The following is a 25,363-nucleotide window of genomic DNA, read 5'->3' as shown; positions in this document are numbered from 1 at the left end:
ATGCTGCGCCTTATCGTCCCAACCGTTGCCGTTCTGCTGGCGACGTCCATCAGCGCTCAGGCCGCGTCGCTGAAAGAACTCGAACTGAACAAGATGCTGCAGAACGTGGCCACGCAAAGCAGCGTCGGCACTCCGCGTGCCATCAACGAAGACATTCTCGACCAGGGTTATACCGTCGAAGGCACCGAGCTGATCAACCATCTCAGCGTGCAAAGCAGCCACGCCCAGAAAATGCGCGCCGACCCCAAGGCGGTCTACTTCCAGCTGGGCTCCACGGTGTGCACCAACCCAGGCTTTCGCAAGTTGATGGCCAAGGGCGCAACCATGCGTTACGAATTCACCGAAGTTAAGACCAATCGTCCGGTCGCCACCGAACGCTTCCAGGAATCGGACTGCCCGAAACCGGCCAAGACCAAGAAATAATCAACCCGAGCTGGCGCGCCGCTGCTCATCGTCGGCGCGCAGTTCCGCCACCAGCGCCTGCAAATAGCGCGAGCGCCATTCCCTGCCCTCCAGCCGACGGCAGCACTCCTCTTCAAGGCTCACCTGATTGGCCTGAGCCGCTTCCAACAGCATCAGGTACAACTGCTTGTCGAGTTCCAGAGTTACCCTGGTCATTTCTCCCGCCTCCCTGCCCCCGAAAATGCTTAACGTGGACGCCCAACCCTGGACGTCGAATAACGTCAGCACGCTTGTTATGAGTAAATCAGAGCGGGACGTAGCCAGTCGATGAACTGACGAGCGGCGCATTACCCACTATCAGAGCTGGAGCGCGGGACGCCTTCGCGAGCAGGCTCGCTCCCACAGGAATTTTGCCGAACGCACACCTGATGTTCACTGAAGATCAATTGTGGGAGCGAGCCTGCTCGTGATGACGGGTTCCAACAAGGCCAGGTGACGGTTGCAAACCGTCATCTGCGAGCGCCATGATCAACAAGAGGCTAGATTCAAAATATCGCCTGTTACCGGGCAGAACGAGGCTGCCCTTGCCAATACCCTGACGCTTGATTTTTTTCATCCAAGGGAAACAGCAGAATCCGTTGGCTGGCTTGATCGCCTTGCTGCAATTTGCGTCGAGCCAGGTTGAATGCCCGGGCATACGCCGGGCTGACGACGGCACAGGAAGTGCCGTGGCCCTGACGAATCTCTCGTTCGGGCCAGGTTCTGTTCAGAAGGAGAAGCTGAATGCCTTACAAACCGAATGACCTGCTCAGTCGGCATTTTGAGAACCATGGCCACGACCTCACCCGCAAGGTCGAAGAGCAACTCAACCTGGTATCACCCAACAGTCCCAATCTCCCCATTTACCGCGACATGATCCTGACCGTGCTGCGCATGGCCCAGGAAGATCACAACCGCTGGAACGCCAAAATCACGCTGCAAGCACTGCGCGAACTGGAACATGCCTTCCGCACCCTCGAACAATTCAAGGGCCGTCGCAAAGTCACGGTCTTTGGCTCGGCCCGAACGCCCATCGAGCATCCGCTGTATGGCTTGGCGCGAGAACTGGGGGCGGCGCTGGCCCGGTCGGACATGATGGTCATCACCGGCGCAGGCGGAGGCATCATGGCCGCCGCCCATGAAGGCGCAGGCCGCGAGCACAGCCTGGGTTTCAACATCACCCTACCCTTCGAACAACATGCGAACCCGACCGTCGAAGGCACGCAGAACCTCCTCCCGTTCCATTTCTTCTTCACCCGCAAGCTGTTCTTCGTCAAGGAAGCAGACGCGTTAGTGCTCTGCCCAGGTGGTTTCGGCACCCTTGATGAAGCATTGGAAGTCTTGACGCTGGTGCAGACAGGCAAGAGCCCATTGGTGCCGATAGTGTTGCTGGATGTGCCGGGAGGTAAATTCTGGCAGAGCGCCCTGGATTTCATCCATGAACAATTGGGAGAAAACCGCTACATCCTGCCCACCGACATGAAGTTGATGCGCCTGGTGTACACCGCCGAGGATGCGGTGGAAGAAATCAATCAGTTCTATCGCAACTTCCACTCCAGCCGCTGGCTCAAGCATCAGTTCGTGATCCGCATGAATCATGCGCTCACCGAACAGGCGATGCAGCAGATGCAGGTCCAATTTGCCGATCTATGCCTGAACGACTGCTTCCATCAGCATGCCTACAGCGGCGAGGAGCCGGAGGAGGCGCCTTTCAGCCACCTGACGCGCCTGGCATTCACCTTCAACGCCCGCGATCACGGTCGACTTAGAGAACTGGTGGACTATATCAACCTGCCGGAAAACTGGGCCCAGCCTGCCGCCCAGCCCCACCCGCTGACCTGGGAACCAATCGAGGTGACTTGAGCCAAAAATAAACGGCCCGCTATCGAAATAGCGGGCCGTTTTATCTAGCCATCCATGCTACGACCGCTGAACAGCCGATTGATCATTTCCATGGAGTATCCTCGATACGCCAGGAAACGCCCTTGCCTGGCCCGTTCCTTCGCATCAATGGGCAGATGCCCTGAGAACTTGCGACGCCAGGTATCGATTAACTGTTCCTGCCAATCGATACCGCTTTCACGCAAGGCAAGTTCGATATCCGGTCGTTGCAAGCCGCGCTGGCGAAGTTCTTCGCGAATTCGCATCGGGCCATAACCAGAGCGGGCGCGATAGGAGACAAAGCTTTCAAGGTAGCGCGATTCCGACAACAGCCCCTCTTCCGTCAAGCGGTCCAGGGCTGTGTCGATCAATTCATCAGAGGCGCCGCGCTGGCGCAGTTTACGCGTCAGCTCGACTCGACCGTGCTCGCGTCTGGCGAGCAGGTCCATTGCGGTTCGCCGCACTGCGACGAGGGTATCGAGTACGGCGGTCATCGGATCGATCAGATGTCAGCGTCAGCCAGATCGTCTGCAGTCTCGCGGTTGGCCACGGCCTTGACGTCTGCAACCGGGCTCAACAGTTTGTCGCGCAGTTGCTTCTCGAGAGTTGCCGCGACTTCCGGATTGTCCGCCAGGAACTTGGCCGAGTTGGCCTTGCCCTGACCGATCTTGGTACCGTTGTAGGCATACCAGGCGCCGGATTTCTCGACGAAACCGTGCAGCACACCCAGGTCGATCATCTCGCCGTTGAGGTAGATGCCCTTGCCGTACAGGATCTGGAATTCGGCCTGACGGAACGGCGATGCCACCTTGTTTTTCACGACCTTGACGCGGGTTTCACTGCCGACAACCTCATCACCTTCTTTCACCGCGCCGGTACGACGGATGTCCAGGCGAACCGAGGCGTAGAACTTCAGCGCGTTACCACCGGTGGTGGTTTCAGGACTGCCGAACATCACGCCAATTTTCATGCGGATCTGGTTGATGAAAATCACCAGGCAGTTGGCGTTCTTGATGTTACCGGTGATCTTGCGCAGGGCCTGGGACATCAGGCGAGCCTGGAGGCCCACGTGCATATCACCCATTTCACCTTCGATTTCCGCTTTGGGTACCAGTGCCGCTACGGAGTCGACGATGATCACGTCAACCGCGTTGGAGCGCACCAGCATGTCGGTGATTTCCAGGGCCTGTTCGCCAGTGTCCGGCTGGGAAACCAGCAGGTCATCGACGTTGACGCCCAGCTTGCCGGCGTATTCCGGGTCCAGGGCGTGTTCGGCGTCGACGAAGGCGCAGGTCGCACCGGCTTTTTGAGCCTGGGCGATCACGGACAGGGTCAGCGTGGTTTTACCGGAGGATTCAGGACCGTAGATTTCAACAATACGACCTTTTGGCAAGCCGCCGATGCCAAGCGCGATGTCCAGGCCCAGGGAGCCGGTAGAGATGGAAGGAATAGCCTGGCGGTCCTGATCGCCCATACGCATTACGGCACCTTTGCCGAATTGACGTTCGATCTGACCCAAGGCCGCAGCCAAGGCTTTCTTCTTGTTGTCGTCCATTAAAGTCCTCACGTAATCAATAAGGCCTGACGGCCAACACCTGTATAAGTAGCCAGTATTATTCCACAGCGATTCAGGATCGCCTACCCCTGATTTGAGATTTCTGTGGCGGCATGTTGTAACAGCCCGTCTAGCGCGGCCTTCACCGTTTGTCGGCGGACCTCGTCGCGATTGCCTGGAAAGAAGCGCCGCTCGCTGAACACCGCCTCGCCAACGCCCCAGGCGAGCCATACGGTGCCCACCGGCTTGCTCGGCGAGCCTCCGTCCGGCCCGGCCACGCCGCTGACCGCCACGGCGAAACGCGCCAGGCTTTTCTGCTGGGCGCCCCGCGCCATCGCCTCCACCACCTCGCGGCTGACCGCGCCGACCTTGTCGAACAATTCGGGGGGCACATCCAACTGCCGGGTTTTCTGGCGATTGGAATAGGTGACGTAACCGGCTTCGAACCAGGCCGAACTCCCCGGGATCCGCGTGATCGCCTCGGCAATCCCGCCCCCGGTACAGGATTCGGCGGTAGCGACATGGGCATTGAGCACCTGCAAGCGCCTGCCCAACTCAGCGGCCAGTCCGGTAATGTCATCCATGCTGCTCTCCTGATTCGACGCGGTTGGCGCCTACCGTACACCAGCAGCCACAGCTTGCAAGGTCCGGCAGATTACCGGGCCAGCGCTCTTACATAAGCCTGGCAGGCCTGCAGGGCGATCAGTCCACGGTCGCCCTCGTCGGTGATGGCGATAATTCGTTGAGCATGCGCCGGGTCAAGTCGGGCGCGTGGGGCGCCATGATCCATGCCGCTGGCGCCGGTGGCGGCAGGCATTGCACAACCGGCGGCAACATCGTCGGCGTCGAGGAGGACTGACAGCCGGACATCGGCAGTAGCAAGGCGATCGCGCAGGCGATCCTGATCACGTTGGGCATCGCTCAAGGCTCGGTAGTGGATTTGTTCGCTGGCGGAGAGTTGCTGTTCCAGGGCGAGGCGTTTGTCCTGTTCGGTCTTTTGCTGCTTCGCTGCCGCCTGGGTCATTCTATTGAGCGTCTCGGACTGCGACTGCGCCAGTTGCGCCAGTTGCCTGCCGTACCGCCACTCCTGGAGCCGCCACGCCAACATGGCTGGACCACCGATCAGCAGCGCCACTAATACAACGACACCTAGCGTACGGCAGGAAAACGGCATCAGGCTGAAGGTTGGCATAACACATCCCTCGCCCGCGCCCAGAGTTGCAAGCGATCCTGCAAGCCATTCAGGCCGCCATTGATGCGGCGGGTAATACTGTTGAACTGGTCACGATCAGCCAGCTCGTTCAGGCCGTTCTGCGCCCAGAACCAGGCGGCGGATTGCGCCGCCCATTGCGGTTGTTCGAGCAGTTCGGGCAAGGCCAGCAAACGTTCGTCGCCGAACAGCCCCAGGCTGCAACGAAGGTAATTGTCGTGGCCGGTAATCTGGATCAAGCCCCGGCCGCGATATTTCTGACCGTCACCGTCGGGCTGGGTCGAGTTGCCCAGGCGAACGGCCAGGGTTCCGGTGTCGTATTTGCTCAGGTATTGCTCGCTGCCCAGCTCTCGTACATAACGCAACTGCCCCGATTCGTGACCGACCTGGGCCAGAAATGCGGCGATGCGCTTGGGAGTGTCAATGCGGTAACGAGCCATCGCGGTGTTCAACGCTGGAATAAAAACGCCCGCTTGGGCGCGGGCGTCGGGCATGATCTTGATGAGTTGCTGTTGCGTAAGGTCCATGTTCGGGTCATCGCACATACATGATCAAAGCTGCCCGGCCAGCCAGGACGGCGCGGCCGGACGGTGTTAAGCGTCAGGAAGAGATCAACCTGCAGCATCCTGCACACACTGCTACCCCTTTGTCTGGAGCGCTATCTGATTGATCCATTGGGGAATGGGAGGACGCTGCAGCACTTGAGGAAAATTTGCCTCCTGGGGCCATTTTCGAAGCGCTTGCATATAACTCAACAAGTCTTTGAATTGTTCATCGGTCAATGTCGAAGTCAAACCCAGATCAGCTTCGTCGCGATGGCGCTCACGCAACCACTTGACCATTGTAAATTGCGAATCGCGCCACGCCCGCTCCTTCACAGCGTCGCTTTGCTCCTCGGCAGGAATCGGGATCCCGCCATTTTCGACCCACTCTTCATACTCGCCCCAGTAACGGTGATGACGTGGGATGGAGGTATTGTCATACAGGCGAATGACCGTATCGGGATCAACAGTTAATTGAAAGCTCATAACAGCTCCTAAAGCTCGGCATCTGCCGTGGCATGAATGTAATAAGTTTGCGAGACCAAGCCGTTATCCGAGTTGTGCACCCACGTTCCTCGCGTTGACGTTGCATAGGCAGCGGCGCTGCCCGAAGAAAACTCATCGGAACCGGAACGCCATTGCCCCAAGGTTCCGTTCTGGGAGGGCCGATACAGGGTGATACTGGGTATCGCCCTTTTTTCGACCTTGAATGGCCACTGAGCCAAAGGCTGTGAAGCCGGCCCCGACTGCCCCATGTTGACAATCGAAATAAGGCACCCCTCCAGGTTGGTCGCGCTACCAGGCGGCGTATCTTGCTTGTAGGTTTTTTCGTAATAGCGCTGACAGAGCAGCAACTCTTCGGCGGGGCTGCGGTTTTCAAACGGGGTAGCGACAGGGCTGTCTTCAAGTTGAACTTGCGCAAGATCAAATGTCTGCAAGACGTTAAGGGGCAAATCAAAAGACAGCATGAGGGAGTCGTTACTCGCAGCGCCGATAAGCTTCCCTGCAATGGAGGGCACCTGAAAAGTCGCGGTGTATTTAGCCCATGTACTCTTGACTTGAAAAGCCGCCACCGGTGTTACAACCGGTACCGAGCCACCATTGCCAAAAAGCTGAGTTACCGTTAGGGCGATCTGTCGCGCTGTGTCTGCCTTGGCCCAAAAACTGACGGTAGCAACCTTGCCTGCCAGCGTCCGAACCGACTCGACCGTTTGGGAAATCTTATGGATGGTTGCCCCCGCTCCGGCAATCACTTGCTGCCAACGGTAAAAAAACCGAGGTTCATGAGGCACCTCGGTTTGTCCTAACAGAAAATTCTGACGGGAGATGCTGACGCCGGCATTGCCGTTCCAATCGCACCGGAAGCGGTCACTTATAAATGCACCTGAATTGGGATTAGGGTTAGTTGTGCCGCGCTGCCAAATGTCAAAGTTGCCGTTAATCAATAGGTTCTTGCGATAGACCTGGGCTGGAAAATTTTGTCTTGGGTCAAGCTTGGCCAACGTTCGAATTGCCTCACACAACTGATCATTTCTATCTTCGGCAGGCACCAGTCCAGCCTCGATGATCGTGGTAAGAAGCTCTTGGGTGACGCTATTACCCCATTTGGCGGGTATCAAAGACCCAGGCGTGCCCGCCAGCGGATTTTCATCCACGAACCGACCGTTCACCAGCCCGACGCTGGGAACACTTTTTGGATAATCCATGTCTTGTTTCTCTCTATGAGATGAGGATCACGCGCGAAGGCGTAGCGCCCGGATGGCCGCGAGCGCGTCATCGGCGGTTTTAGTGGCGAGTTCGGCTTTGCCCTTGGCTACGTGCGCGCGAATCTGCGCCTTGGCCTTGAGGCGCAGCTCGCGAAGCGTCAGCAGGTTCGCGTCGAATTCAGCGGCCTTCGCGAGAATCTGGTCCGCTGCCTGCCTGGCTGTGCGGCCCTTGACGACCCAGGCAGAAACCGACAACGGAACAGCTTTTTTCGGGTAGCCCTGATCCTTGAACGCCTGCGCTTCAAGGGCCGCTTGTTGATATTCCAGGGCCCGTAACGGATCACCGGCCAAAACGCGACGGGCGCTGTCGGCAGCGGCATCGATCTTTTCGCAAAGGCGTTCGGCCTCCAGGCTGAGGTGCTCGGCTGCATTCTCTTCGGTAAGCACCCAGGTATCGTCCACCCAGATATGAGCGGAGGAAGGCGCAGGCGGGCGAAGCCCATCTTCGTACTGGTGCAGCTCTTGAATGACTTTCATCGGATCAACTCCCAGGACAGGTGAGCATTGACTGCGTTGATAAAGTTGATGCCGATGCCCACGCTGTAATCTGTCAGGGCTTGGTGCCCCTTGATCCCCATGCTCAACAGCAACTCGTCGCTGTCTGCAGTGGTCGCACCCAATGTGTGCTCGGCCTGATAGCACTGCCAAAGCGAACGTAACTGGGAATGGTCGAAACTGGCCGTGACCGTGGAAACGGTCACGTCATTGGCGACGTTATTGGAGAACAGCACGCACATTGACGGGCTCGCCCAACCCACCGCATTGTTGCCGGGGCTAGTCGCGGCGGGCGACAGATAGCTGTAGTTGCCGCCAAGCCATCCGGACTGAACAAACGACAGCGTGGTCACGACGTTCGAGGCTGGGGTGGGATTACCCGCCACAAGCCGCGCCGCACGCGCATGCGGATCCAGCGGCAGATACACCACCCCGGTGCCATTTACCGTTTGCGTCCAGCTCAATTGAGTACGGTTATAAATCGTGCGGATCGTCGGCAGGGAGCCAGGCGTCCCGGTCACCACCCAGGCCAGGCACATGTCCAGGGGGGTCGATGGGAACCCACCGCCTGCCGTTCCGTTGACGGTGCCTTTCAGGGATTCCGGAGCAAGGTCATACAGGCTTCCCCGCTGCACATAGAACGTCAGCGCATCACCGACTACCTGCGCTCTTAAAAAATAACTGGCGCTGGGCAACAGATCGGCGCTGCTCCAGGCCGTCGTCACGTAGGTACGTGTCCGCCCCAACCGTCCTGCTACCACCTCTTGCCCGATGCTGACGTACACACCCGCCGGAATCGAGACACGTCCGCCACTGGTGGGCAGCGCTGCTGGAGTGACGGCCAAACGGTTGTCCGCCGTGGCAATCGTCGGCAGCGGCAACGCTGTGATCGGCAGAGCGAAGTCCTGGTTCCAGCCCTTGGCGGTTACCGTCCGAATCGCCGCGAGCAATTGATCGCTGCGGGTTTCATCCGGCGTCAGATCTCCCGCCTTGATGACATTCACGATCTCCTGCGTCACCCCATTCCCCCAATCCGCCGGAATCAACGATCCCGGCGTCCCGGTCAACGGGTTTTCATCGACGAACCTCCCATTCACCAAGCCGGCGCTGGGTACACTTTTCGGATAATCCATCCGTCTACTCCCTAGTCATAGTTGATGTGAACCTTGGTATGCGCCGGTGCACTGCGGTGAATAAGGCACTCCAGCGCCGACCCCGGATTGACGCCAAAACGTTCGCCCCAATAGCTCGCACCAAAGCGCCGTCCCAGCAGCAGCCGGCCGCCGGTGTTGAGGGTCCACATGAACTGCGCCTGCCACGTCCCGAAGTGCGCTTCGCCAAACCGTGCGCGGCCCATGCGCGGCGCCTTGAGTTCGGTAATCGTTGCGTTGGGGTAGCCCTGGCTCCTGGCGATTTCCACGTAATAGGTGATGGCCTGGCTGCCCACCGCCAGCAACCGCCGTCGCACCGCCAGACGGCGATCGTCATACAGCGGCGTGGCGCCAAGGCACGGATCCGGCAGCTCCATCACCCGTTCCCAATCCGGCACCAGCTCGCTCACTCCCGCCGGGTCCATCTCGTTGAGCAGGTCGGCGGCGCGGCCATCCAGGCGCGCCAGCTCCTGGGCGATGCCTTGCAGCACTTCGTCCAGTTCCGGCACGCGCTCCGGGTCCCACGCCGGGCCGCTGGGCAGCAGGCTGCGCAGTTGGGCCTGGTATTGTTCGACGGTTCTTATCCCAGCCATGTGCAGCCTCCGAAGGTCAGCAACTGGTTGCTGGCGGCGACGACATCGGCGGCGGGTGCGCTGAGCTTGTGGTCGGTTTCGCCGGTGGCGCTGCTGATCGCTTCGGCGATATGACTCAGCAACAGCGTTTCGCCGAGGCCGGCTTCGCGGTTATGCAGGTCGCGCAGTTGGGCCTCGATGGCGGCGCGCACGGCGCTGGTGTCCGGGGTGATGCGCAGCTTGTAGTTCACCGGCACCTGCGTCGGGGCCAGCACATGCAGTTCGGCGGTCACCGGGCGCAAGGGCTCGATGTAGGCCCGCACTTCCTCCAGTTGCTCGGCGTTGGGGATCGGTTGCGGATCGTCGTCGCGCATCACGAACAGGCCGACGGTCCCCGGCCCCAGATAACTGCCGCGACACCAGGCGCGGGTAACGCCGGGACACTCCAGAGCCCAGGTCTCGTAGTCCTGGGCCGAACCGCCGTGAGGGATGACCCGATAGGAACGGATCACCCTCGACCGCAGGGATTCAAGGCTTTCCCGGGCGACACCGCCGGTCAGCCCTGGCGCCAGCACGGTGAAGCTGTTGCCGATGCCCAACAGCGGCTGCACCGGCGTGAGCGCCAGACCGACATCGGCATTGCCCAGGCTACCGGCCTCCAGTGCCGCAATGGCGGCGGTGTTCAGGCCATTGCTGGTGGTTCGCGCGGTGGTCACTTTATAAGTACGGCCATCGGCCGCTTGCAGCAGCGTGTCGGCATCCAGCACGGCACCCGCCGTGGCGGTGAAGCTGACGCTGCCGGTGGCCACCTGGGCAGGCTTGCGCGCCTGGTTAAGGCGCAGCGCGGCGATGCGCTCCAGGGTCATTTCATCGGCCTTGTCCGGGAGGATCTGCTCGGCGATCCAATCCAGATAGCCATACAGGCCATAGGCGGCGCCGCCGAGGGTACGCGCCAGGACCTGGGCGTCGGACTGGCGCAGCGAATCGCTGGCCAGGTCGCTTTGGGCGCGCTTGATCAGCACCGGCAGCGAAGGGGTTTCAAACGGCATAGGTCACCTGCCAACTGTGGTCGGGGTTGATGTCCAGGCGCTCGCCATTGGCCAGGGTCAGGACCGTGCGCAGGTTCAGACGCTGGGCGTCGAGGCGTTCGCTGATGATGTCGATGGCGCTGCAATGACCGTCATCGATCAACCATTGCAGCGCCTCGCGGGCATAGAATTCGGCGTCGAGTTGGGTCTGGCGGGTCAGCTTGACCCGCCGCAACAGCCACAGCCGTGAGCCGATGCGATCGTCGGCGACCGTGGGAAAGGTGTCGCCCCACCAGCCGAAACGCTCGTCGTCATCGACCGCATCGCCAGCGGCGGCGCGGCGCCAGGTGAACAGGCTGATCAGCACCGAGCGGGTCAGCGCGGCGTGCAGGTTCTGGCTGATGAACATCACTGGCCTCCCGCCGGCGCACCGGTCTGGCCGTTGCCGGCCTGTACACCGACGTGCACGTGCTTGATCTGACTGATGCCGCCGGCGATCTGATCGCCCTGGGAAACGATCCTGCCGGTGTGGTTGATGACGGGGCTGTCGATGTTCACCGCGCTGCTGGCGCGGATGTTCAGCGTCGCGGTCTCGATGTCGATGACCCGGCCGCGCTTGAAGTGGAGCTTGTCACCTTCATCGGTGTAGAGCGCGACTTCGCCCGGGGCCAGGGCCTTGAGACGAAAGCGCCGATCGGCGACCACCAGCACCACCGCGTGGGAGCGGTCGCCGCCGAGGAACGTGGCGATGCCCTCGGCGCCGGCCAGCGGGTTGCTGGTGAAGCCATAGGGCTCGAAATGCTCCATGTCGTCGCTCACTTCGCCAGCGGTGAGGCGCATTTGCAGCGATTGCAATTTATTCGCCGAATGGGCGAGCACGACAGTGCCACGCGCCAGGAGGCGGGTCAGTAGGCTCATTGGGTTTTTCCTTCGGAATCGGGTTTAACGGCAGAGCATTGTGGGAGCGAGCCTGCTCGCGAAGGCACCGGCACATTCAACATCGATGCAAACCGAGCCACCGCTTTCGCGAGCAGGCTCGCTCCCACAAGGAATCTGCGCTGGGCAGGAATCTGGCGGCGAGCTCGCTCCCACAAGGGATTTGCGCAGGGCGGGTATCGGCGTCGGGCTCAGGCCTTGGGTGGCACCGGGTTGGCGTCGAAGGTGTGCGGCGGGGCGACTTGCAAGGTGGTGATCGAACCCTGGGCGGACAGCGAATAGGTCACCTTGGAAATCAGCATGTCAGCGTCAAATCCCAGCACCGGATCGATCACCCGCACCAGGGTGTTGTGCCGCCAGAGATCGCCGTTGGCCTGGCGCCAGCCCTGTACGCGGTAGGTGGTGGTCAGGGCGCGGCCGCTGCGAATCGCGCTTTCCCAGTCGGCCCGTTGCTGGGCCAGCGCCGGGGTCAACTGAGCACTTTCGCTGATGACGGTCACCCGCTTGCGCTTGAAGCCCAGGTCAGTGGCGGTGCCCGAGACCTCGCTCACCGCCGCCCCGCTCTGCTGGTCATTGCCTTTGTGCTGGCCGATGACCCGGTATTCGGAAAATACCTGGCTGTAGTCCATCGGCGCGTTGCCCGAAAGAATATTCTTGCCCAGTTCCAGCACATCGCTGGCCCGCCCACCGCTGCCGGGCTTGGCCAGCAGCACGCGGCCCTGCGGGTCATCGGTGGAGAACACTCGGAACAATGTCAGCAAACGGTCGATGGATTGAAACACCGTTTCTCCAGGCACGATGCTGTGCTCGCTCAGGCGCGCGGTTTCCGGGATCTCGCTGACCACCCCCACGGCATAGGGCGATGCCAGCGCCTGGACGATGCTCAGCAATGTTTGCCCGCGCCATTGCGTCGGGCGGTTGATCGCCGCGCAGTCCACCAGGTCCTGGGTCTTGGAGCCGCCTTCGATGCTCAGGCTGATCTGCCGGCCGTCGTAGCTGATGGGCGCCTTGAACACGTAGCCGCTGAGCAGCAGGTCGGCGCCGATGCGCACCTGGCATTCGTCACCGGGACGAATCGGCACCGCCTGGGTCTGCCCCGGCCATTGCCAGGTGATGTCGAGTTTGAAGGTGCGGAACTGGCGCTCCAGGTCCGCACTGATTTCCACGCTTTTCCAGCCGCCGTAATCCAGCCCGCCGACGGTGAGCGTGACAGCGTTGTCGAGCTCATTCATGGCTCACTCCCCGGAGACTTTCAGGTCGTTGGGCGGCAGGAAGCCAGGATGCGCCACGCCATTGCGCTGGGTCACCTCGGTCACCCGGGTAGCGTCAGCAAATTGCTGATACGCGACCACCAGCGCCGGCAGGCTTTGCTTGAACGACAGGTTGATCAGCCGGACACCGGACGACGCCACGGCCGTCAAGTGCGCGGCCATTTGCTGACGCAGGTTGTTCATTGCCTGGTAGTGATCCGGAGCGGCCTTGAGGGAAGCCTGCCAGATGGCTTCGTTGAGGGCATCGCGCAAGGCGAGCACGTCATCGGCCACCGGCACGTCTCGGCGCTGGACCGGTTGCACCGCCTGTTGCGCCACCGATGGAGTGGCGTCCAGCTTGACCACCGGCGCCGCCACTGGCATCGCCGCAATCCATTGCGCCGCTTGCACCAGCAAGGTGTCCTGGACCAGATCGGCAACCGCCTGGGCCGCCGCAGTGGTGTCCTTGCCGGTGGTGAGTTTGGGCGCGTCCGCCTGACGGATGGCTTCCACCTGTTGCGACACGCTGGCAATCACGCCGCGATAGCCGTCACGGGCAAAATCCTTCAGCTCCCGAATGTCGCCCAGCAGTCCCTTGAATTCCGCCGCTACTTCCTTGGGCAGCTCCTTGACCGCCTTGACCAGATCGCTGAGTTGCCGATAGGTCTCGATCAATGGTTTGAGCTCCTGCTCGATGACGCCATAAACCTCCTTGAGGCTGTTGCGCAGATCCGCGATGCCGATCCGCGCCGCCTTGATCAGGCTCATGGCGTCTTCGAAACGCCGCACCGCCGAGCCGAGGAAACTGTCGGCCGAGACCAGCAGCAGTTTCTGGCTATTGATCGCCGCCGAAGGAAACTGCAGCGGCTGGTCGGGGTAGAACTTCAGGGCAAACGTGACCAGCCCGCCGTCCTGGCGGGTCTGGGTCATGTCGCATTCGCCCACTTTGACCTGCAAGCGCCCCAGCCACGGGTGCACCAGTTCACCGCTGCCCTGCTCCAGGGCTGCGAGCAGTTTGTCGCGCTGCTCCAGGCAATCGGGGCCGACGATGAACGCCGTCAACTCGTGGATGCGTGCCTGCCGGCCGAGCCCCTCGAAATACGGCAGGTCACGCTGCGGGTACTCATGCAACTGGCCTTTATGACCGATCGGGGTTTTCGCCTGGTCGACCCAGAACCCGACGCCGCGAAACGACGCCGGCAGCAAACGATCACGCCAGCTCATTGGAACCTCCTGCGGAAAGTGAGCGATAACCGATGCGCGAACTCACCGCCAGGCCCGGTTGATTGGTCTGGGGCGGGTCGGCGCGCAACCCCGCCGGCGCGTTTTCGAAGCGCACCGTCAGGCCGCCTTCCAGTTGCGTGCGGTTGTTGGCGGCGCTTTGTTGCACCAGGGCGCTGGAAGTTTGCGGCAATGCCCCTGGGGTCAAGGACGCTCCGGGAGACGTCGTGGCAGGCGTCGGCGCAAGGCTTGAAGACAGCCCCGAAGGCTGCTCGCTGGCCCCGCCAAAAAACGCCGGTGCCAGCTCACCCTTGCCTTCGGCATTGGTGGCGCGCTGCGCCTCGGCCAATCCCTCGACCTTGCCGGTGAACGAGGCAATCACCTCGCCGAAGCCGCCGTTGAAGAACGCCTTGATTGGCGCGATCACGCCCTGCAGCTCGGCCCACCATTGGCTGAACCATTCGCCCACCGGTCCCCACTGCCGGGTCAGGCCCTCGATGGGCGACCAGTCGAACAGGCCGCTGAACACCGCCAGCATGATCGAAACCTGATTGCGAATGCCCTCCCAGATCCCGGCGAAGACCTCGCTGATCGTGCCCCAGTTGGCCATGATCAGCCCCAACGGTGTCCAGTCGAACAGGCCTTTCAGCGCGTCCATCACCGGCACGGTCAAGGCCTGGAGCAAATCCCAGATCGCCGCGAACATCCCGCTCAGGGGCGTCCAGTTGGCAATGATCAACCCCAGGGGCGACCAGGCGAACAGCGTCTGCATAAAACCGATGATCGGCGTCGCCGCCGCCACGATCACATTCCAGAGTGCGCCAAAAAAGCTGCTGATCGGCCCCCAGTTGCTGATCACCTGCCCCATCGGGGTAAAGGCGAACAGCGTCTTGAAGAACTCGACCATCGGCAGGACGATCGGCGCCAACCGTTGCCAGAGCCCGGCAAAAAATGCCGAGATCGGTGTCCAGTGGGCAATGATCATCCCTGCCGCCAAGGCGATGCCCATGGCAATCAAGCCGATGGGGTTCATCTTCAAGGCCAGGTTGATCACTTCCATTGCCTGGCTCGCGCCGCTGACCGCCGTCTGGATCGCGTTGAACGCGACGACGCCATTTGCCAGGCCCTGGACCAGTTGCGGGTTGTCCTGCAGCACCTGCGCCACGCCGCTGACCATCGGCTGCAAACCGACCGCTACCGCGTTGACCGCAGGCCCCAGCGCCGAGCCGAACTGCACCGACACGTTGCTGATGGAAGTCTTCAATCCCTCCAGGTTCTGTGCCGCTACGCGAGGCGCTTCCGGCGCCTGGACGGCACTGGCTGCCGCGCTCGCTGCGCCGGCTTCGTCCTTGAAGGCCAGCGCCGACTTGAGCCCGTCCATGAAGGGTTGGGCCAGGCCACCGCTGGGCAGCAGCCCGGACATATCCAGGCTGCCCAGGCCCGTGGCGTCGAGGTTCTGCTTGAAACTCGCGACCTTCGCTCGCAGGCTGGCGAGCTTGGGCGACAGTTCGTCGATACCGGTCAGCAGTAGCGCCTTTTTCTCTACCTTCTGTGTCTCTGCCATCACTGCACCTGCTGCATCGCATTGATCCGTTGCGCGTGCTCCAGGGATTCGCGGAGCACATCCAGTGGCCTGGCCATCATCTGTTCGGGGTCAACCTTCCAGAACCAGGCCAGGTCATAGGTGGCGGTGATCAGGTCGCCGATGGCTGCGACGCCGCACTCATGAAAAAACTCGCGACGGCCCAGCTCAGCGCGTTGAGGTCAGCCAGGTCCAACTGGTTGACCGACGATGGTGGAATACCGGCGCAGACCGCGATGTATCTGGCCGCGACGTCCATGTCCAGGCTGACCTCCTCGCTCTTGTCGATCTTGTACGGCAGCGCCTTGATCGCACGGACCTCCTGCACCGTCGGACGGCGCAAGGTCAGTTCGCTCAACGGCTCGCCGTGGGCCTCGATGGCCACGCGCAACGCCACGACACCAGTCATTGCCAGGTCCCCTTGATGCCTTCGAATTTCAGCTCGATGGTGGCGTCGTCACCTTTGGATACCGGCTCTTCCACCAGATACGCGCCAGCCAGCACGTAGACCTTGCCGTTGCTGAATTCGCAGGTGACGGTCATGTCAGTGCCGGCGACCAGCTGCTTGAGCGGGAAGTCGGCGGTGTGCAGCGCGGTGACCTTGAACGACGGCGCGATGTCGGTTTCCTTGTAGAAACCCGGTACGACGGTTTCGCGTTTGGTAAACATCAGTGGCGCTTCGCAGCCGCCATTGATGGTCAGTTGAGCGCCGTCCACTTTGACGTAGCAGGTGCCCGCAATCAGTTGACCCATGGTGTTTCTCCCTTCAATAAAAAGCCCACGCGAGGTGGGCTGAATTCATGCAACTGAGTACCACTGTCAGGCGGCGGCGTCGTATTGCAGGCGGAATTGGTTGAGCAGCGCGAACACGCGCAGTCCGTTGATGTAATCCGGCGGGAACAGCACGTTGATCCGGCTCGGGTCCTGGCTGTCGCGTTCGACGATCAAGTGCTCGGCAAACAGCTCGGCGTTTTCCACATGGCCTTCCAACTCAAGCTTGGCGTACTGGGCGATCAGCTCACCGCGAATGGTGCTCGGGGTGACGATGGGCTGGCCGGCGCCGAAACGGGTGCCGTCGGAGGCCAGTTTGTGGCGACCGTATTTGCTGGTGATCACGCTTTGCAGGCGCCGCACGATGAACGCCGACTGGTGCATGGTTTCGCTGTCCAGGTAGGAGTTGTCCGCCTGGCCGAAGGCATTCTTCTGATAGGTCGTGATGGAACGCTGGATACGAACGTAGCCGCCTTCGTAGTAAGCGGTCGCGATGCCGTAGTTGAGCAACGACTGTCGCTCGGTCAGGGTGAAGCGCTCGCTGGCCGGTGCCGGATCGAGCCCCGGCAGGCTGCCGCTTTGGGTCGGGCGGCTGGCGTCGGCGGAAATGAACACCGCAGTGCGCGCGGCCAGCGCAGCGGCCTGGACCCAGAACGGTTGCGGCACGCCCGGCTCCAGGGCCTGGATGGTCATGTGCTGGTCGTTGCGGGCCTGGCCGGCGGCGACAAGAGTGCCGAGGGTGCCGCGCTTGGCGCTGTAGACGTGACCGAACAACTGCTTGGCCCAGGACCAGCGACCGGTGCTGTCATCCATGACCGCTTGCCAGGTGTCGAGGCTCGACACGTCGGACCACGGCATGGCGATGAACTCGAACGGCTCATCGCCCAGGGCGGCGACGGCGGCAGTCTGGTCCGGCGCACCGGCGCCGCCGGCCATGGCGGTGATGGCCGTGGTCAAGCCGGCCGGGGTGTCTTCGCCGTTGCTCTTGCCCAGGCGATTGAATTGCAGGCTGATGTCATTGCCGCTGGCGCCGGTCCATTTGGCACTCAGGGTCACCACGCCTTCGGCGGCCGCGGCGGTCACCGGCAGGTCGGCGGATGCGTTGATCTTGAGGGTCAGCGCCGTGGCCGCCTGGGCAGCGCTGGCACCTTTGACGACAGCGGCCTGGACACGCACGCCACCGACGTACAGGTTGAGCACGCCGCTCTCCGCAGCGCTGCCGGTCAGCGTCAGCGTACCTTGGGCAATCGCCCCTTCGACGTTATGCAGCGGCAGGCACCAGATCTCACCGATCGGGTCGGTCTTGCGCCAGGTTTCGTACATCGACGCCAGCATCGAGCCTTGCCCGCCAATGCTCTTGGCCAGCGCGACGCTGGAAACCAGCACCAGCTTGCCGGCTTCGGCCGGGGCGATGTTGTCGTTGACCTGGGCGACGATCAACCGGCGCATGGCCGACGACGCGCTATTGGCGGCCGAATTGTCCATCTCGGCGTAGAACAGCGGAACACGAATGTCCGCGGGAATGTTGCTGAATCCAATCGCCATTATTTGGCTCCCTTTGGTTTTGCCGCTTGCACGGCTTTGGTAGTGATATCGCCATCGGCCAGACGTCGACGCCACCAGGCGTTGTCCGGCACTTCACGGCCTTCGAGGGGCAACAGATCGCCCGCTTCCGGGTCCGGTACGGCGCGGCCAGGGGCCGGCAGCACGGTGATGCGTTTGCTCATGGGGTTACGTCTCCAGAGAAAGTCAGTTCCAGGCGCCCGTCGGGGCCGGGACGTTTCAGGTTGGGGTCCGCCGGGTCGATGGCATCGACGCGCACGGTGGCCCCGGTAAAGGACGACAAGCCGTCCAGTTCACGCTCATGCCAGCTTTCGGCAGGCTGGCCCGGCAGATTGCGGCCCAACTGGAACTCGGCGAAAAAGCGCAGCCGGTACAACACGCGACTGCTATTGATGGAAACCAGCTCGCTGCCGTCGTATTCGACGCCGGTGTACTCAGCGCCCGGCTTGAACCCCACCAGCGCGCGCCACAGTTCAGCCCGTAGGTCGTGCGAAAGATCCAGCGCTTTTGTCGCGTCAGTCGCGTCGAGCACCAGCACGGCATCGAAACGATCACGTACCGCTTGCAGCGTGACGTTCTGCGCCGCGTTCCTACTGGCAACGTCGGCGGTTGCCAGGACATAGGCGCAGGGGGTTTGCAGCGGGGCCTGGGCTTGCAGCGTGGCAAGGTCAAAGCCTGCAGCCACGCGATGGGCAAGCGTGGGGCATTGCTCACGCAGTTGCGTGAGGATCGGGGTGATCTTCATGGGGGAATTCCAGTGGTATGGAAGGTAGCGTCAGGGAAACCTGTGGGAGCGAGCCTGCTCGCGAAAGCGGTGTATCAGGCAACACCAGTGTTGGATGTCAGACGGCTATCGCGAGCAGGCTCGCTCCCACAAGGGGCCAGTGTCAGGCCCGGGCATCCAGGCAGGTCGCATCGATCTTGCAGCGATAGCTTTTTTCCCGGCTGCCACTGGCGGTGACTTTGTCGATCGACCAACGCCCGCGCATGAAATCCGGCCAGGAGGGGTCAAGCAGCACGATGCCCTCAGCGGACAAGGCCGGGTTGCCCGGGCATTCGATGGCGACCTTGAGGGCTTCGCGCATCATCCGCCGTGTCTCGCCCTCAGCGGCGGCGCGGGCATCGTCGGCGCTCTGGAAGCGCTGGCGCAAGGTCTTGAAAGGTGCGATGCCGCCCTCTTCGACCCGCAGCTTGCCCGCCGCCGCATCCCACCAGGTGGTCTTGCACCCCTGGTATTTGGCCCGGGCGGTCTCATCGAGGATCGCCGACGTAAACGCCTGGTCGCCTGGGCGATTGTTCGTCGTCACCGACAGCTTTACCTCAGGCAAGACTTTGCCCGACAGCGATTTCGCCTGCCCGCGCCGGGCCAGCACATACAGCTCGTTGATCGGCTTGGCGACCGCGTCATAACGATGGGCCAGACGGGTCAGGAAGCCCATGTCGGTTTCGTTGGTTTGGTCGATGTGCTCGATTTTTATCAGTGACAGTTCCGGCGCCACCCGGGGGGAAAAACCGTGCCTTGAGGTCAGTTCCCGAAACAGCGCGCCCAGGGTCGTCGGGCCATGGCTGACGGATCGGCGCTGCTTGAAACCAGTCTGGTCCGAGGCGCTGAACGGCGCGGCTGTCGCCACCAGTGTCAGGCGCAAGGGAAACAGGGTCGGTGTACGCCGGGTCACGACGAATTCGCCTTTATCCACAAGTCCCGACTCCAGATAACCGACCCGCAGGCCGATCTTGCCGCCCAGGCTGGGCATGCCTTCAAGCCCCTCCAGGCTGATGGTCAGTGTCAGTTGATCGGACTCGATGCCCGCCGCGTCGACGTGCGTCCAACTGAGCAGGCGTTCGTTGAGCAGCGCGGCGTTCGCGCCATAAATTTCCACTGCAGGCGTAAAACCCAATGACATGGCGCCTCCTTAATCCCAGGCTGAAACCGCTGGGATTGCAACAGGCCTGAGGTCCACCTCAGGCAAGACAACCCAAACGCCCGCAGGCAATATCGGGCCCCATTCGGCCAATCCCGGATTGAGCAGCCAGAGCGCTTCTTCGGCGGCGTCATCACAACGCCCGAGCTCGCGGTACAGCAGCAGATTCACCGAGTCACCGGCGATACTTCGTACTCTACGCATTGGCGAACTCCGTCAATTCAACCACCCAGCCGACCACCATGGCCGTGCCGTCATCAATGACCTCGGTCTGGGTTTCCGTGACCTTGTTGATCTGCCACAGGCCCCAGTTGCGACCGATGCCATCCACCAACGGCAGTGGGGTGCGCAGGGCTTGCAATGCGCGCAGCTCATCGAGTCGATCCATGGCGGTCGAGTACATCGATTTGCCGGTGATCGTCAGCCCCTGCAGGCCTTGGCCGATCTGGCTGGACTTGGGCTTGCTGGTAAGGATGTCGATGCTTTTCCAGCCACCATCCGAGGTGCGGACCAAGGAGTGGTAGGCGAAACTGCGGGACAGCCCGAAAATGAAACTGCCCAGGGCCATTTGCTGACGCATCAGGTCACTCCGTCGGTCAGGGCCGCGTCACTGCGCATGGCAAGCGAGTTGGGCATGAGTTGGAATTGGCTAGTGATCTGTTGCACAACCAGGTTCGCCAACTGGGCGGCACTGGCCTGATCCTGGCCATTGATGTAGATGTTCGCGGTCAGGTTGTTTTGCTGGCCGGTCGCCGGGGTGCCGCTCAGGTCTTTGCTGACCTGCTCGGGAGCGGCGAGCTTATCGACGGGCGAGGCGAGTTTTTCGCCCAACCAGGAGCCCGACTCACCGCCGAGCCAGCTTCCCGCCAGACCGCCGACAATTGCGCCGAGTGCTCCGCCAATAGCGGTGCCGATACCCGGACCGAAGAACGTGCCAATCGTCGCGCCCGCGCTGGCGCCTGCCGATGCTCCCGCCCAGCCGCCGCCAGCGGCGCCCAGGCCAGCGCCAACCTTGCGAGCGTCGCCGCTCAGCGCCCCTTCCAGCACTTCAGGGGCTGCACTTAACGCGACAGCTCCCGGAACAAAACGGCTGAACGGGCGCAACGAAGCACCCATGCTGCGAAGGGAACCGTTGACGGTCACTCCCGCTTCGGCCTTGGCAACGCTCGCCGGTCCGAGCCGGCTGACGCCCTTGATATCCGGCCTGGCGTTACGATTGTCGTTTCTGAAGTCTTCAGAGAACACTTCTCCCACGCGCCTGGGAAGACGCTTCGCCACGCCGCCCAATACGCGTTTGGCCGCTTGATTGCTCATTTCATCCGCGATGGCTTTGAGCAGCGCCCCCACCAGCGGCTTGAGCGCCGCGCCCACCAGCACAATGGCAGCTGTGGTCTTAGGTGAAGTCTCGGCCAACTCACTCATGCCATCGTTCAGCGAACCCAGCCATTGCAGCGAGCTGTCCGCCACGGGCGCTACCGCATTGCCCGTGGCCAGTGCCAAACGCTCATTGCTGGCGTTGAAGACGTTCCACCGACCTTGCCGGGTGTTCGACAACGCCAACGCATCCTGCCGCACCGAGCCCTTGTCACCCAATTGCGAGGTGGCGTACTGGGCCGGGTCTTTCACCTGCAAGAACGCGTCATTCACGTCGGTCAGTTTCTGCGCCATCCGCAGCACCGCCTCATCCCGCGTGCCAAACAGCGAAGAGGCAAGGTCCGAGCGTTTTTCCGCCGGCTGCGCGTTCAACGCCGCCAGCACCGACATCACTGTCCCCGGCGCGGTGTCCTTGTCACGCAACCCACTCGCGACTTCCTTGGGATCAAGCCCGAGTTGCGTCCAGGCCGCTTGCTCGGTCGCCGAGGCCTGATTGCCCTTGCCCAAGGCCATCGTGAAACCAGCCAACGCTGCGCCGGCTTCAGCTTGTTGCGTACCGGTGTTGAGCAACGCCGCCGTCAACGCAGCGGCCTGTGCAGGTTGCAGGCCGGCCGAGGTCGCGGCCGCACCGTCACGCTGCAACACCGTGCCGATCTCGCTCGCTTTCGCACCGCCGGGAATCTTGCCGAGGTGGTTGGTTGCGTCCGCCAGGTCAAAGGCTTTCTCGGCGCTGAGCTTCATGGCGGTGCGCCAACCAAGCAGCATCTCGGCGGCTTCCACGGCTGGCATCTTGAACGTCGATGCGGTGACACCCGCATCGCTGGCAAAGCGCAACAGCGCCGATTGTCGGTCCGAGGCATCGGGCAGATCGCTGCCGATGCCTGCCCTGGCAGCCAGGCCTTCGATTCTCGCCAACTCAACCGCTGTTGTCCCGCCAGCCGCCACCAATGGCGCGCTGGCGATACGCTGGGTTGGCTCAGCCATCTGCTGGATCTGCCGCGGCGTGAACTGGCCGGCCTGCTTCAGATCGGCCATGGCCGAATCCATTGCTATCGCCGGTTTGAGCAGTTCCGGTGGTTCGATTCCACGACCCGACTTCGCTTTTGGCTCTTTGGCTGAATCCCCCTTGGCACTGGCGCCCATAACCTGAAACAACGCGCGCTGTGCCGAGAGTTTTAGGGTCAACGACTCGATTGCCATAGTCAGCAAGCCGAGCTTGAGCCCGAGGTTTTCCAGCGCCTGATCGAGTCCGGGCAGTTGGTCCCCAGCGGAAAGGATCACACTGTTCTTGGCGCTGGCATTGGGGACCGCCAACCCACTCCCATCGAAGGCTGCATATCTGAGCGAATATCTATCGTCCGCCATTCCGCTCTACTCCTGTTTCACGCCAAGGCGAGCGATCGCGATGTCGTATCGGCGCAAGGCCTTGCCGGCGTCCCACTCCAGGATTTCCGCTTCACTTACTGGGTAAATGAGCGGCACCACATCGAGGATCACCTCGATGTCGCGCTCCGAAAGAAGTCCGCCGGTTTGTTTAAAAAATCGTCGATGCGTACCTGAAGTTGCGTCCAGTCAGGCACGCTCAGCGAGGCCAGGTCCGGCAGCATCAGCCCGGTGCAATGGGCCGTGATGAACTCGGCGCGTTCCTTGGCCGTCTTCAGTTTTTTCATCGCCTTGGTGGCCCGCAGCACCGGCATTTCCAGGGTCAGCGAGGTCAGGCTGCGGCCCGCCACATCGATCGGTTGCAGCAATTGCACCTGGTCGGGATCACCTGGGGCGCCCTCGGTCTGATCCAGAAAGTGGGATGCCGGGCGCGTGGACATTTCATGCACGTATTGCGCAATGCTCACGTAGTCCGGGCGCTTGAGCTGGTCCAGCTCCTTGGCCGACAGGCCGGTCGCCAGTTTGGCCAGCTCGAAAAACTGGTCGTCTTCATCATCGCCGGCACGGGCCAGGGCGTCTTTTTGCGCGGCGTAGTACAACGGTTTGAATTGCAACTGCTCGATCTGCGAACCGTCGTCAGCGGTGATCGGTGACAGCAGCTCATGGGTAGGAGGCATCCAGGACATGAAATCGATTCCTTCAAAAATCGGGGATCCCTGTGGGAGCGAGCCTGCTCGCTCCCACAGGGATTGGCGTTGGCCTAAGGCAGCAACACCGCGCGACGCGCATCGCCAAGAATGTCGACGCCGTTGAGCACGAACTTCTGGGTGCGCACGTCGATGTCGATCACCGGGATGCCGTTTTCCAGGCGGTTATAGGTGCGGCAGGCCAGCTCGAGGGTGGTGGTGGGTTTGTCGTTCATCTTCAGGGCGGCTTCGTCGAGGGATTTCAGCTTGCCGCCCACCGTGTGGTAGGTGAACCAGGTGTTGCCGTCCTGATCCTGACCGGCCTCGCGCACGTTCAGCAGGATGTCGTCACCGACGCTTACGCCCAGCGCCAGCATGATTTCCGGACCGACACCTTGCAGCACCAGTTTGGCCGTCAGCGCCTTGCCGCTCTTGGCCATCTCCTCGCCGATGAAACGCCCGCCGCGCATTTCTTCCATTTCGAATTCGATTTTTGGCGGCGTGAATTCTTCCACGGTTGCCGACAACGGCAGGCCCTGCAGGGTGGCCGCAATGGCCTGTCTTACGCGGTTGGTAAACATTAGAGAACATCCTCCAGGAACTGCTCGATGATTTCATCGCGGGCGTTGAGTTGATAAATCATGTGTTCGTTCGGCGCGTAGCGGCCATAGTCGATGACCACGTACCAGGTGCCGTTCTTGTACTTCTCGACGCTGTTCAATTCAGGGTGCAAGTACACGCTGCCGCCGGGAATGGTTTCGTCGGCGACCAGGGTTTGCAGCCAGTCGTTGATGCGCTTCACCTCCTGGTCCATGAACGACTTGGTCAGGTTCTTCGCCATGGCTTTCTGGCCGGCTTTCACCAGCTTGCGGCTGATGGCATCTTCCAGGCCGACGTAGCTGATGAACTTGCCGGTGATGGAGCGGTTGCCCAGCAGCGAGAAGCCGCCGAGGATGGTGCGGGCGTAGTAGCTGACGCCGTAGCGGTTGAGCAGATCGCCTTCGGTGGAGGTGTCGAGGATGTTGTATTCCACGGTGCGGGAAACGTCTTCGGCGTAGGTCACCTGATTACCCGGGCTCTCCCATTGCTTGACCTTGGCGAGCGCGGCAATCGCCAGGCTTGACGGCGCGAGGAAGACGTTTTTCTTCGCCGCCTTGGAGTACACAGCCGGCATGTTGTGCACCACCAGGCAACGGTCGAAACCGAGGTCGGCGCCGCCCAGCTCCTGGCTGTAGGCCACTTGATCGGCGACCGAGGCGTCTTTGCCGTCGAGCACCACACGGGCCTTGATGCGCTTGCCGAACGAGGCGAACTCGCTCGCCACCGCCTTGGTGCCGGTGAAGCCAGGCGCGCCGATGATGGTCAGGTCCTCAGCGACGCCACTCAACGCCGCCAGACCCAACTTGCGTCCGGTCTGCGCCTCAATGCCGCCAATCACATTGTTCTGCGTGTCGGCCAGGGTCGCGCCCTCTTCGACGATAACCACATACACCGGTACCTTGACCACTTTGAGGATCTGGTAGACCGCGTGGAACAACGTCCCCGCCTCGGCACCGGTGGGGTCCAACTGGGCCTGGGTGGTGAAGCTGTTGATGCGAAACGGGGTGTTTTTCGGAATCAGCGCGTTGGCATTCGGCGCGGTGCCGACCAGCCCGATGACGTTGTCCCCCAGGCCACCCATGGCCTCGGGAGATTCAGTGGCATTGACGGTGATGCCGTTGTGCTCGAAGTTCAAAACCTCAGCCATGGTTATTCAGCCTTTTTGGTGGCGGCCTTTTTGGCCGGGGTCGATGTGGAAGCCGACTCGACGGCTTCGGTTTTTTTCAGTTCCAGGCGACCGGCGCTACGCAAGGCACTGGCCTCGACGTCGAGCAAGTCGAGCTGCTGGCCGACGCTCGACCAGTGGCCGCCACCGGTAGGAAATGGGAGGAGCACGGTGTAGGTTTGGCGGATAGACATTTGCGAGTTTCTCCAGACGCAAAAACGCAAAAGCCCCATCTAAAGGGGCTCTGTACGGGCAAAAGAAAACCGCTT

General features: G+C 61.7%; 33 protein-coding genes. 3 read left to right on the top strand and 30 right to left on the bottom strand.

Features of this window, described 5'->3' with window-relative positions; translation table 11 throughout:
- Positions 1-423, top strand: coding sequence for a quorum-sensing-regulated virulence factor family protein (locus tag J3P84_RS06490; RefSeq protein ID WP_305499165.1), 423 nt, complete (start codon positions 1-3; stop codon positions 421-423).
- Here J3P84_RS06490 and J3P84_RS06485 read toward each other — a convergent pair whose 3' ends face one another.
- Positions 424-618 carry a hypothetical protein gene (locus J3P84_RS06485; RefSeq protein WP_305499163.1) on the bottom strand — a complete coding sequence of 65 codons (195 nt, stop codon included), beginning with the start codon at positions 616-618 and terminating at the stop codon, positions 424-426.
- 283 nt (positions 619-901) lie between these two features.
- Here J3P84_RS06485 and J3P84_RS06480 point away from each other — a divergent pair, with 283 nt between their 5' ends.
- Positions 902-1,087: a hypothetical protein gene (locus tag J3P84_RS06480; protein WP_434601687.1), complete on the top strand. Its 186-nt coding sequence runs from the start codon at positions 902-904 to the stop codon at positions 1,085-1,087.
- 98 nt (positions 1,088-1,185) lie between these two features.
- Positions 1,186-2,304 carry a TIGR00730 family Rossman fold protein gene (locus J3P84_RS06475; RefSeq protein ID WP_434601688.1) on the top strand — a complete coding sequence of 373 codons (1,119 nt, stop codon included), beginning with the start codon at positions 1,186-1,188 and terminating at the stop codon, positions 2,302-2,304.
- 44 nt (positions 2,305-2,348) lie between these two features.
- Here the strand turns inward: J3P84_RS06475 and recX are convergent, their stop codons facing one another.
- The 29 genes from recX to J3P84_RS06330 all read right to left on the bottom strand — a co-directional run bounded on the left by recX (position 2,349) and on the right by J3P84_RS06330 (position 25,288).
- Positions 2,349-2,816, bottom strand: coding sequence for a recombination regulator RecX (gene recX / locus J3P84_RS06470; RefSeq protein WP_434628792.1), 468 nt, complete (start codon positions 2,814-2,816; stop codon positions 2,349-2,351).
- An 8-nt stretch (positions 2,817-2,824) separates the two neighbouring features.
- Positions 2,825-3,877 carry a recombinase RecA gene (gene recA / locus J3P84_RS06465; RefSeq protein ID WP_434628790.1) on the bottom strand — a complete coding sequence of 351 codons (1,053 nt, stop codon included), beginning with the start codon at positions 3,875-3,877 and terminating at the stop codon, positions 2,825-2,827.
- 83 nt (positions 3,878-3,960) lie between these two features.
- Complete coding sequence (locus J3P84_RS06460) at positions 3,961-4,461, bottom strand: CinA family protein (RefSeq protein WP_434628788.1); 501 nt, start codon at positions 4,459-4,461, stop codon at positions 3,961-3,963.
- 71 nt (positions 4,462-4,532) lie between these two features.
- Positions 4,533-5,069, bottom strand: a complete 537-nt coding sequence (locus tag J3P84_RS06455; protein WP_434628786.1) for a lysis system i-spanin subunit Rz — start codon at positions 5,067-5,069, stop codon at positions 4,533-4,535.
- The gene (locus J3P84_RS06450; RefSeq protein ID WP_434628784.1) at positions 5,051-5,614 is read right to left on the bottom strand and encodes a glycoside hydrolase family 19 protein; all 564 of its coding nucleotides are present in this window, start codon (positions 5,612-5,614) and stop codon (positions 5,051-5,053) included. The genes J3P84_RS06455 and J3P84_RS06450 overlap by 19 nt, the downstream gene beginning before the upstream one ends.
- A gap of 111 nt (positions 5,615-5,725) precedes the next feature.
- Positions 5,726-6,115, bottom strand: a complete 390-nt coding sequence (locus J3P84_RS06445; protein ID WP_434628782.1) for a phage tail assembly chaperone — start codon at positions 6,113-6,115, stop codon at positions 5,726-5,728.
- A gap of 8 nt (positions 6,116-6,123) precedes the next feature.
- A complete protein-coding gene (locus tag J3P84_RS06440) occupies positions 6,124-7,335 on the bottom strand; it encodes a carbohydrate-binding protein CenC (protein WP_434628780.1) in 1,212 nt (403 codons plus the stop codon).
- A 27-nt stretch (positions 7,336-7,362) separates the two neighbouring features.
- The gene (locus tag J3P84_RS06435; RefSeq protein ID WP_434628778.1) at positions 7,363-7,872 is read right to left on the bottom strand and encodes a phage tail protein; all 510 of its coding nucleotides are present in this window, start codon (positions 7,870-7,872) and stop codon (positions 7,363-7,365) included.
- The gene (locus J3P84_RS06430) at positions 7,869-9,023 is read right to left on the bottom strand and encodes a phage tail protein (RefSeq protein WP_434628776.1); all 1,155 of its coding nucleotides are present in this window, start codon (positions 9,021-9,023) and stop codon (positions 7,869-7,871) included. Before J3P84_RS06430 ends, J3P84_RS06435 begins: the two co-directional genes overlap by 4 nt.
- A gap of 11 nt (positions 9,024-9,034) precedes the next feature.
- Entirely contained in the window at positions 9,035-9,634 is a 600-nt protein-coding gene (locus J3P84_RS06425) for a YmfQ family protein (RefSeq protein WP_434628774.1), read from the bottom strand.
- On the bottom strand, positions 9,622-10,662 hold the full coding sequence (locus J3P84_RS06420; protein WP_434628772.1) for a baseplate J/gp47 family protein: 1,041 nt from the start codon (positions 10,660-10,662) through the stop codon (positions 9,622-9,624). Before J3P84_RS06420 ends, J3P84_RS06425 begins: the two co-directional genes overlap by 13 nt.
- A complete protein-coding gene (locus J3P84_RS06415; protein WP_434572167.1) occupies positions 10,652-11,050 on the bottom strand; it encodes a phage GP46 family protein in 399 nt (132 codons plus the stop codon). Before J3P84_RS06415 ends, J3P84_RS06420 begins: the two co-directional genes overlap by 11 nt.
- Entirely contained in the window at positions 11,050-11,559 is a 510-nt protein-coding gene (locus tag J3P84_RS06410; RefSeq protein WP_434572165.1) for a phage baseplate assembly protein V, read from the bottom strand. Before J3P84_RS06410 ends, J3P84_RS06415 begins: the two co-directional genes overlap by 1 nt.
- A 209-nt stretch (positions 11,560-11,768) precedes the next feature.
- Complete coding sequence (locus J3P84_RS06405) at positions 11,769-12,809, bottom strand: phage baseplate assembly protein (protein WP_434601700.1); 1,041 nt, start codon at positions 12,807-12,809, stop codon at positions 11,769-11,771.
- Between the two features lie 3 nt (positions 12,810-12,812).
- Positions 12,813-14,051, bottom strand: coding sequence for a DNA circularization protein (locus J3P84_RS06400; RefSeq protein WP_434628769.1), 1,239 nt, complete (start codon positions 14,049-14,051; stop codon positions 12,813-12,815).
- Entirely contained in the window at positions 14,038-15,612 is a 1,575-nt protein-coding gene (locus J3P84_RS06395) for a phage tail protein (protein WP_434628767.1), read from the bottom strand. The genes J3P84_RS06400 and J3P84_RS06395 overlap by 14 nt, the downstream gene beginning before the upstream one ends.
- A 130-nt stretch (positions 15,613-15,742) precedes the next feature.
- Positions 15,743-16,039: a phage tail assembly protein gene (locus J3P84_RS06390; protein ID WP_434628765.1), complete on the bottom strand. Its 297-nt coding sequence runs from the start codon at positions 16,037-16,039 to the stop codon at positions 15,743-15,745.
- Entirely contained in the window at positions 16,036-16,383 is a 348-nt protein-coding gene (locus J3P84_RS06385) for a phage tail tube protein (RefSeq protein WP_024780162.1), read from the bottom strand. Before J3P84_RS06385 ends, J3P84_RS06390 begins: the two co-directional genes overlap by 4 nt.
- A 66-nt stretch (positions 16,384-16,449) precedes the next feature.
- Positions 16,450-17,946, bottom strand: coding sequence for a phage tail sheath subtilisin-like domain-containing protein (locus J3P84_RS06380; RefSeq protein WP_434628763.1), 1,497 nt, complete (start codon positions 17,944-17,946; stop codon positions 16,450-16,452).
- A complete protein-coding gene (locus tag J3P84_RS06375) occupies positions 17,946-18,128 on the bottom strand; it encodes a DUF2635 domain-containing protein (RefSeq protein ID WP_434601704.1) in 183 nt (60 codons plus the stop codon). The genes J3P84_RS06380 and J3P84_RS06375 overlap by 1 nt, the downstream gene beginning before the upstream one ends.
- Entirely contained in the window at positions 18,125-18,709 is a 585-nt protein-coding gene (locus J3P84_RS06370; RefSeq protein ID WP_434628760.1) for a phage tail terminator protein, read from the bottom strand. The genes J3P84_RS06375 and J3P84_RS06370 overlap by 4 nt, the downstream gene beginning before the upstream one ends.
- Before the next feature lie 142 nt (positions 18,710-18,851).
- Positions 18,852-19,868, bottom strand: coding sequence for a phage late control D family protein (locus J3P84_RS06365; protein ID WP_434628758.1), 1,017 nt, complete (start codon positions 19,866-19,868; stop codon positions 18,852-18,854).
- A 9-nt stretch (positions 19,869-19,877) separates the two neighbouring features.
- Entirely contained in the window at positions 19,878-20,090 is a 213-nt protein-coding gene (locus J3P84_RS06360) for a tail protein X (RefSeq protein ID WP_434628756.1), read from the bottom strand.
- A complete protein-coding gene (locus tag J3P84_RS06355) occupies positions 20,083-20,466 on the bottom strand; it encodes a phage tail protein (RefSeq protein ID WP_434628754.1) in 384 nt (127 codons plus the stop codon). Before J3P84_RS06355 ends, J3P84_RS06360 begins: the two co-directional genes overlap by 8 nt.
- A complete protein-coding gene (locus J3P84_RS06350; protein ID WP_434628752.1) occupies positions 20,466-22,295 on the bottom strand; it encodes a phage tail tape measure protein in 1,830 nt (609 codons plus the stop codon). Before J3P84_RS06350 ends, J3P84_RS06355 begins: the two co-directional genes overlap by 1 nt.
- Before the next feature lie 458 nt (positions 22,296-22,753).
- A complete protein-coding gene (locus J3P84_RS06345) occupies positions 22,754-23,329 on the bottom strand; it encodes a phage tail assembly protein (protein WP_434628750.1) in 576 nt (191 codons plus the stop codon).
- 74 nt (positions 23,330-23,403) lie between these two features.
- Positions 23,404-23,910 carry a phage major tail tube protein gene (locus J3P84_RS06340; protein WP_186635096.1) on the bottom strand — a complete coding sequence of 169 codons (507 nt, stop codon included), beginning with the start codon at positions 23,908-23,910 and terminating at the stop codon, positions 23,404-23,406.
- Entirely contained in the window at positions 23,910-25,076 is a 1,167-nt protein-coding gene (locus J3P84_RS06335; RefSeq protein ID WP_434628748.1) for a phage tail protein, read from the bottom strand. Before J3P84_RS06335 ends, J3P84_RS06340 begins: the two co-directional genes overlap by 1 nt.
- Positions 25,077-25,078: 2 nt before the next feature.
- Positions 25,079-25,288: a hypothetical protein gene (locus J3P84_RS06330; RefSeq protein WP_434628746.1), complete on the bottom strand. Its 210-nt coding sequence runs from the start codon at positions 25,286-25,288 to the stop codon at positions 25,079-25,081.
- Positions 25,289-25,363: the final 75 nt, after the last annotated feature.

Origin of the sequence: Pseudomonas sp. Z1-29, from assembly GCF_051131995.1 — a bacterium.
In the GTDB taxonomy this organism is placed as follows: Bacteria; Pseudomonadota; Gammaproteobacteria; order Pseudomonadales; family Pseudomonadaceae; genus Aquipseudomonas.
The sequence above is the reverse complement of the archived record's forward strand: the minus strand, read 5'-3'. Positions and strand labels throughout refer to the sequence as shown.

Bases quoted from the DNA above. Each gene is read 5' to 3' on its own strand.
- J3P84_RS06490 (WP_305499165.1), top strand. From the start codon at position 1: ATGCTGCGCCTTATCGTCCCAACCGTTGCCGTTCTGCTGGCGACGTCC.
- J3P84_RS06485 (WP_305499163.1), bottom strand. From the start codon at position 618: ATGACCAGGGTAACTCTGGAACTCGACAAGCAGTTGTACCTGATGCTG.
- J3P84_RS06475 (WP_434601688.1), top strand. From the start codon at position 1,186: ATGCCTTACAAACCGAATGACCTGCTCAGTCGGCATTTTGAGAACCAT.
- recX (WP_434628792.1), bottom strand. From the start codon at position 2,816: ATGACCGCCGTACTCGATACCCTCGTCGCAGTGCGGCGAACCGCAATG.
- recA (WP_434628790.1), bottom strand. From the start codon at position 3,877: ATGGACGACAACAAGAAGAAAGCCTTGGCTGCGGCCTTGGGTCAGATC.
- J3P84_RS06460 (WP_434628788.1), bottom strand. From the start codon at position 4,461: ATGGATGACATTACCGGACTGGCCGCTGAGTTGGGCAGGCGCTTGCAG.
- J3P84_RS06455 (WP_434628786.1), bottom strand. From the start codon at position 5,069: ATGCCAACCTTCAGCCTGATGCCGTTTTCCTGCCGTACGCTAGGTGTC.
- J3P84_RS06450 (WP_434628784.1), bottom strand. From the start codon at position 5,614: ATGGACCTTACGCAACAGCAACTCATCAAGATCATGCCCGACGCCCGC.
- J3P84_RS06445 (WP_434628782.1), bottom strand. From the start codon at position 6,115: ATGAGCTTTCAATTAACTGTTGATCCCGATACGGTCATTCGCCTGTAT.
- J3P84_RS06440 (WP_434628780.1), bottom strand. From the start codon at position 7,335: ATGGATTATCCAAAAAGTGTTCCCAGCGTCGGGCTGGTGAACGGTCGG.
- J3P84_RS06435 (WP_434628778.1), bottom strand. From the start codon at position 7,872: ATGAAAGTCATTCAAGAGCTGCACCAGTACGAAGATGGGCTTCGCCCG.
- J3P84_RS06430 (WP_434628776.1), bottom strand. From the start codon at position 9,023: ATGGATTATCCGAAAAGTGTACCCAGCGCCGGCTTGGTGAATGGGAGG.
- J3P84_RS06425 (WP_434628774.1), bottom strand. From the start codon at position 9,634: ATGGCTGGGATAAGAACCGTCGAACAATACCAGGCCCAACTGCGCAGC.
- J3P84_RS06420 (WP_434628772.1), bottom strand. From the start codon at position 10,662: ATGCCGTTTGAAACCCCTTCGCTGCCGGTGCTGATCAAGCGCGCCCAA.
- J3P84_RS06415 (WP_434572167.1), bottom strand. From the start codon at position 11,050: ATGTTCATCAGCCAGAACCTGCACGCCGCGCTGACCCGCTCGGTGCTG.
- J3P84_RS06410 (WP_434572165.1), bottom strand. From the start codon at position 11,559: ATGAGCCTACTGACCCGCCTCCTGGCGCGTGGCACTGTCGTGCTCGCC.
- J3P84_RS06405 (WP_434601700.1), bottom strand. From the start codon at position 12,809: ATGAATGAGCTCGACAACGCTGTCACGCTCACCGTCGGCGGGCTGGAT.
- J3P84_RS06400 (WP_434628769.1), bottom strand. From the start codon at position 14,051: ATGAGCTGGCGTGATCGTTTGCTGCCGGCGTCGTTTCGCGGCGTCGGG.
- J3P84_RS06395 (WP_434628767.1), bottom strand. From the start codon at position 15,612: ATGGCAGAGACACAGAAGGTAGAGAAAAAGGCGCTACTGCTGACCGGT.
- J3P84_RS06390 (WP_434628765.1), bottom strand. From the start codon at position 16,039: ATGACTGGTGTCGTGGCGTTGCGCGTGGCCATCGAGGCCCACGGCGAG.
- J3P84_RS06385 (WP_024780162.1), bottom strand. From the start codon at position 16,383: ATGGGTCAACTGATTGCGGGCACCTGCTACGTCAAAGTGGACGGCGCT.
- J3P84_RS06380 (WP_434628763.1), bottom strand. From the start codon at position 17,946: ATGGCGATTGGATTCAGCAACATTCCCGCGGACATTCGTGTTCCGCTG.
- J3P84_RS06375 (WP_434601704.1), bottom strand. From the start codon at position 18,128: ATGAGCAAACGCATCACCGTGCTGCCGGCCCCTGGCCGCGCCGTACCG.
- J3P84_RS06370 (WP_434628760.1), bottom strand. From the start codon at position 18,709: ATGAAGATCACCCCGATCCTCACGCAACTGCGTGAGCAATGCCCCACG.
- J3P84_RS06365 (WP_434628758.1), bottom strand. From the start codon at position 19,868: ATGTCATTGGGTTTTACGCCTGCAGTGGAAATTTATGGCGCGAACGCC.
- J3P84_RS06360 (WP_434628756.1), bottom strand. From the start codon at position 20,090: ATGCGTAGAGTACGAAGTATCGCCGGTGACTCGGTGAATCTGCTGCTG.
- J3P84_RS06355 (WP_434628754.1), bottom strand. From the start codon at position 20,466: ATGCGTCAGCAAATGGCCCTGGGCAGTTTCATTTTCGGGCTGTCCCGC.
- J3P84_RS06350 (WP_434628752.1), bottom strand. From the start codon at position 22,295: ATGGCCGATCTGAAGCAGGCCGGCCAGTTCACGCCGCGGCAGATCCAG.
- J3P84_RS06345 (WP_434628750.1), bottom strand. From the start codon at position 23,329: ATGTCCTGGATGCCTCCTACCCATGAGCTGCTGTCACCGATCACCGCT.
- J3P84_RS06340 (WP_186635096.1), bottom strand. From the start codon at position 23,910: ATGTTTACCAACCGCGTAAGACAGGCCATTGCGGCCACCCTGCAGGGC.
- J3P84_RS06335 (WP_434628748.1), bottom strand. From the start codon at position 25,076: ATGGCTGAGGTTTTGAACTTCGAGCACAACGGCATCACCGTCAATGCC.
- J3P84_RS06330 (WP_434628746.1), bottom strand. From the start codon at position 25,288: ATGTCTATCCGCCAAACCTACACCGTGCTCCTCCCATTTCCTACCGGT.